Source organism: Nonomuraea cypriaca, assembly GCF_015645445.1.
GTDB lineage: Bacteria > Actinomycetota > Actinomycetes > Streptosporangiales > Streptosporangiaceae > Nonomuraea > Nonomuraea cypriaca.
The window spans coordinates 1-5,347 of record NZ_JADOGI010000397.1 but is presented as its reverse complement, the minus strand read 5'-3'; the positions used below and the strand labels follow the sequence as shown (position 1 = coordinate 5,347).

4 protein-coding genes are annotated in these 5,347 nt (G+C 70.6%); 3 read left to right on the top strand and 1 reads right to left on the bottom strand.

The window, feature by feature from the left end:
* From ITP53_RS53570 to ITP53_RS53560, 3 genes are all read left to right on the top strand, one after another.
* A partial coding sequence (locus tag ITP53_RS53570; RefSeq protein ID WP_236052197.1) for a sensor histidine kinase occupies positions 1–1,097 on the top strand: 1,097 nt, incomplete at its 5' end.
* Positions 1,098–1,108: 11 nt separating this feature from the next.
* Positions 1,109–1,765 (top strand): response regulator, encoded by a 657-nt coding sequence (locus ITP53_RS53565; protein ID WP_195903173.1) that lies wholly within the window; start codon positions 1,109–1,111, stop codon positions 1,763–1,765.
* A 113-nt stretch (positions 1,766–1,878) separates the two neighbouring features.
* A complete protein-coding gene (locus ITP53_RS53560; RefSeq protein WP_195903172.1) occupies positions 1,879–2,865 on the top strand; it encodes an NAD(P)-dependent alcohol dehydrogenase in 987 nt (328 codons plus the stop codon).
* 294 nt (positions 2,866–3,159) lie between these two features.
* Here ITP53_RS53560 and ITP53_RS53555 read toward each other — a convergent pair whose 3' ends face one another.
* Entirely contained in the window at positions 3,160–4,593 is a 1,434-nt protein-coding gene (locus tag ITP53_RS53555) for an IucA/IucC family C-terminal-domain containing protein (protein WP_195903171.1), read from the bottom strand.
* Between the last annotated feature and the right edge of the window lie 754 nt (positions 4,594–5,347).

The window sequence follows — 5,347 nt, the reverse complement described above, 5'->3', positions numbered from 1 at the left end:
CGCCCAACCCGCCCAGGCGCGTGTGGCGCGACTGGGCGCTCGTGGGAGTGCTCGTGCCGGTCGCGTTGCTCGAAGGAGTCCTGCGGCCGGACCTCCCGTGGCGGGTCATCGCGGTGACCGTCACCGTCGGGCTGGCGTTCACGTTGTTGTGGCGCCGGACCAGGCCGCTGCTGATGCTGGCGATCGTCTTCGCCACCACCAGCGTGGCTCCGCTGCTGATGGGCGGCGCGGCCGTGGAGACGTACACGATGGCGTTTCTACTGATCATGGTGTACGCGTTGTTCCGGTGGGGGGCCGGGCGCGAGGCCGTGATCGGGCTGGCGACCATGCTCGTCTCGCTCTGCCTCTCCATCCTCTTCGGCCGCACCGTGCTCGCCGACGCGGTCGCGGCGGTCGCCGTCATGTTCGCGGCCATGGCCCTCGGTGTGGCGTCGCGCTACCGCGCCAGGGCCAGGATGCGCGAGCTCGACCAGGTCAAGCTGCTCGAACGCGAGCAACTGGCCCGAGACCTGCACGACACCGTGGCGCATCACGTCTCGGCCATGGCGATCCGCGCGCAGGCGGGCCTGGCCACGTCGGCGTCGCGGCCGAACGCGGCCACCGACGCGCTGCGCGTGATCGAGGCCGAGGCGTCTCGCGCGCTCGCCGAGATGCGCGCCATGGTCCGCGTGCTCCGCCGTGACCAGCCCGCGGAACTGGAACCGGGCCGGAGCGTCACGGACGTCGAACAGCTCGCCGGCCGTTCCCGCGTCGGCCCTGACGTCGACGTGGAACTGCTGGGCGACCTCGACGGCCTGCCGCCGTCGGTCGGGGCCGCGATCTACCGCATCGCGCAGGAGTCGGTCACCAACGCCCGGCGGCACGCGCGGCACGCCACCCACATCCAGGTCCGCGTCGACGCCGACGCCACGTCGGTGCGATTACGCGTGAGCGACGACGGCGACGGCTCCGTCCTCCCGGCCGCGTCACCCGGCTACGGGCTCATCGGCATGATCGAACGCGCCGACCTGCTCGGCGGCACCTGCGAAGCCGGCCCGGGTCCCCGCCGAGGCTGGATCGTGACCGCCGTGTTGCCCCGTACCGGATCGGCGACATGAGCATCGGTGACATGAGTATCAGGGTGCTCGTCGCCGACGACCAGGAGATCGCCCGCGTCGGGCTGGCGATGATCCTCGACGCCCAGCCCGGAATCGAGGTCATCGGCGAGGCCGCCGACGGGCGGCGCGCGGTCGAACTCGCCCGGCGCCTGCGTCCCGACGTGTGCCTGTTCGACATCCGGATGCCCGGACTCGACGGCATCGAGGCCACCCGCTCCCTGGCAGGACCGGATGTCCACGACCCCCTCGCCGTGGTCGTCATCACCACCTTCGACCTCGACGAGTACGTCTACGCCGCCCTCAGGGCCGGCGCCCGCGGCTTCCTGCTCAAGGACGCCGGACCCGACCTGCTCGCCCAGGCCGTACGCGCGGCCGCCGACGGCGACGCGCTCATCGCCCCCAGCATCACCGCCCGGCTGCTCGCGGCCTTCGCCGGATCGGGCCCCGCCACGCGGCGACCGCAGCCCATCGACGCGCTCACCGTGCGCGAGGAGGAGATCCTCGCCACCGTGGCGCGCGGGCGGACCAACAGCGAGATCGCCGACGAGCTGCACATCTCACTCAGCACCGTCAAGAGCCACATCGCGAGCCTGATGACCAAGCTCGGCGTCCGCAACCGCGTCGAGATCGCCATGTGGGCCTACGAGACCCGCCGCGTCGGGAACTGACCCGGCCGATCGGCCACCCACGAACTCGTACTTTCGACCGTTGAGCCTTCACGCAGGTCAGGGACACACTGAGTGCCATCTGGCCGGGTTTCCCGGGGAAAAGGAGACATTCGATGAAGGCGTTCGTCCTGCCCGCGTACGGCTCGCCCGACGTTCTCGAGCTCACCGATCTCGACCAGCCCGTGCCTGGCGCGGGCGAGGTGCTCGTACGGGTGCGGGCCACCTCCGTCCAGCCCGCCGACTGGCATCTCATGCGAGGGGAGCCGTACATCTCCCGGCTGATGCCCGGCCCTCTCGGATTCCGCAAGCCGAAGATCACCATCCTGGGCGCGGACGTCGCGGGCCAGGTCGAGGCGGTCGGCGACGGCGTGACGGAGTTCAGCCCCGGCGACGAGGTGTACGGCATGCCCAAACACGGCGGCTTCTCCCAGTACGTCTGCGCCTCGGTGAGCGAACTGGCGCCGAAACCGGAGAACCTGTCGTTCGAGGAGGCGGCGGCGGTGCCGTTGGCGGCCGGCACGGCCCTGCTCGCCCTGCGCGACGACGGGCGCGTCCGGCCTGGACAGCGGGTCCTGGTCAACGGTGCCTCGGGTGGCGTGGGCACGTTCGCCGTGCAACTCGCCAAGGCACTGGGCGCGCACGTCACCGGCGTCTGCGGCGCACGGAACGCCGACCTGGTCAGAAAGCTCGGCGCGGACGAGGTCATCGACTACGCCAAGGAGGACTTCACCACGAACGGGCAGCGCTACGACGTCCTCGTCGACATCGCGGGAACCCGCCGGGGGTCGCACTGCCGGCGCGTGCTGACCCGCAAGGGCGTCCACGTGCTCGTCGGCGGGCCGGGCGGGCGCTGGCTGCAACCCGCGGGCCACATGTTCGCGACCTTGGCGGTGTCACCGTTCGTGTCCCAGCGCATCGTCCTCACGGACGTCATCGGCTACCCCCGTACCCGCCAGAATCTGATCACCCTGACGGAGTTCATCGAGTCCGGCCGGCTCACCCCGGTCATCGACCGCCGCTACACCTTCGACGAGATCCCCGCGGCCCTCAGATACCAGGAAGAGGGCCACGCCACAGGCAAGGTCTCCATCGTCCACTGACACTACGGCTTCGGGCATCAGTGAATCCGTGTCAGGGTGCGTACGGCCATGAGGCACTCTCGAATGGGTGATTCGCCGCCATGCCAAAACCCCGTTTCGCTGAGTGTTTGGTTGCTGATAGCACCTTAGAATTCAGCGAATACGGAGACATATCCTGCATTGGGCACATAGAGGTCATGGGGGCATTCCCAGAAACCATGACCGCGGTCATGGTCACCGCCATTCCGAGGCATGACCATTGACCCTTGCTGGAACGGGGCGACTACCTAATCGCCCGTTCCGTCGCCGGCGCGCTCAGGGGCACCGCCACGTGGGCCGACGCCCGGTGTCGACCAGGCGCCATTTTCCGTCCGGGCGCAGCAGGTCGTCGTAGTAATAGACGGTGGCCGGCAGGGGCACGCCCGCTCCGCCGCCAGCCGTGAACGCCTCGCGCGCCGCCTCCCGCAGCACCTCCGGCGCGACGCCGAGCGTCTTCTCGGCCACCTGGGCGAGCCGTTCCAGCGCGTGGTGGGCCAGGAAGCTGTCGAAGGTGAGGCTGAACACGTGCTCCCGCGGCATCGCGATGTCGCGGGAGATGACGTTGATCGGGGGCAGGTCGCCGTACAGGCCCAGGTCGCGCCGGATCTGCGGGTCGATGTACACCGCGCAGTCGCGGTACACGATGGCGGTACGGTCTCCGTCGCCGTCGAAGGCGAACAGCGCGTTCTGCCCGTGCGGCTCCAGCGCGCAGCCGGTACGCAGCACGGCCTCAACCCACAGCCCCACCACGGGCGCGACGACGCGGCGGGCCAGCCAGCCGGCCGCGTCCTCGCCGCTGCGCGCCACGAGCTGCTCCATGAGCGTCGGGTCGCCGGGCCGACGCACATCCCCGCCGTAGAGCGCGAACAGCGGCACCACGTACGGCGGCGTCCCGGCGTCCCTCTGATCATCCGGCGTTCCGGCATCCCGACTACCGAGCGTCCCTGCGTTCCCATGGTCACCTATCGTTCCGGCGTTCCCACGGTCACCCGGCGGGCCGGTGTCCGCGCGCCCACCCGGCTGGGCAGTGTCCCCGCGCCCGGTTGCTTGGGTGTCGGTCACGGTGGTGACCCGGGGGTGGGCCTCGCGGATCATGAAGCCCCAGGAGTCCTCCTCGTGGTGGCCGAGCACCCCGCCCGCCACCTCGGGCAGGACCGGCAGGCCCGCCGCCATGAGCTGCTCGGCCACCCAGAGGTGCAGCGCGATGACGGGCCGGCGCAGCCGCCGGGTGAACCGCGACACCCGCTTGGGGTAGTGCAGCTTGACGAAGTGCGGCTCCACCGGCCGCTCACCGATGCGCTCGACGAACACCGTACGTGCGTTCGCCGACGGCACCACCAGCAGGTCCGGGCCGCGCTCGAAGGTCAGCAGGCTCTCCCGCCCGAAGAGCCCGGCATGGGACAGGGCTTCGGGATGGACGGGCAGCAGGAAGTTCTCGCCGTCGCCGTACAGGTCGGTGAGCGCCGACTCCACTCCGCTGCGCAGGAACGTCCCCCGCCCGGCCGGCACCACGAACGAGGGGACCGCGAAGGCGGGCGCTCCGTGTTGCGGATGATAGGTGTCCCCGATGTCGAGGTACGTGGAGAACCGGCTGTAGCCGCGCGTTCCCGCCCCCAGGTACCGTTCGGCGTACTGCCATGACCGCCAACGGTCCCACGAACCATCAATGATCATCGCCACCGCCAGGAACCGCCCACGCATCCCGCTCATCCACGCGATCACACCGGGCACCGGCTCCGCACCCGCGGCCCGGTCCTCTTACCTGAGCCACAGCCGGCCCAGCCGATTCACAGCCACCTCTCCGCCTCATCCCGTCGCACCTGAGCTAAGGGATACCCTGCGGAAGGACAGCGAAGCCGAGTGCCCCGGCCGATTCAAGAGCCCGGTCAGCGCAGGTCCCGCGCACGATGTCGCGGTGTCGCTCCGGGATCGGGTCGGTACCGGCGCTGATGGGGCCCGGACGGTCGATGGTGGCAGTTGAGGCCACCACCGGCCTGCTCGCCGACATGCGCTGCGTCCCCGTGCGCACGGCGACGAACGTGGTGTGTTCGACGTGATCCAGCAGGCAGGTGGCCGCCGTCCCACATGTGGATTTCGCCCGATTGCCGAGCGTGGCGGAAGGGTGCGCGCCAGACGTGCAGGGTGGCTCGGCAAATCACACGCCGGGGTGGTCGCGCAGGAGTCGTCGCACCATGAGGCGCTCCCCGGGCAGGCTGATCATGTCCAGCACGCCGTCCGGTAGTGGCTCGGCGGGCTCGGCGTCGATGCCGATCGCGGCGACGGCGGAGGAGGCGCCGACCGTGGCGGCTGGGCTCAGGCGGTGGGGCCTGGGACGGTCGTGTTGGCCAGGTCTCAGGCGGCGGGGCGTCTGGGATGGTCGTGTTCGCCGGGGGAGCCGCCAGGGTGGGGATCGGGGCGTCCGCCATAGTGCTCCGGGTGCCCGCCGTGGTGCTCTGGGCGTCCG

Coding starts and splice junctions, on each gene's coding strand:
- ITP53_RS53565 (WP_195903173.1), top strand. CDS start 1,109: ATGAGTATCAGGGTGCTCGTCGCCGACGACCAGGAGATCGCCCGCGTC.
- ITP53_RS53555 (WP_195903171.1), bottom strand. CDS start 4,593: ATGAGCGGGATGCGTGGGCGGTTCCTGGCGGTGGCGATGATCATTGAT.
- ITP53_RS53560 (WP_195903172.1), top strand. CDS start 1,879: ATGAAGGCGTTCGTCCTGCCCGCGTACGGCTCGCCCGACGTTCTCGAG.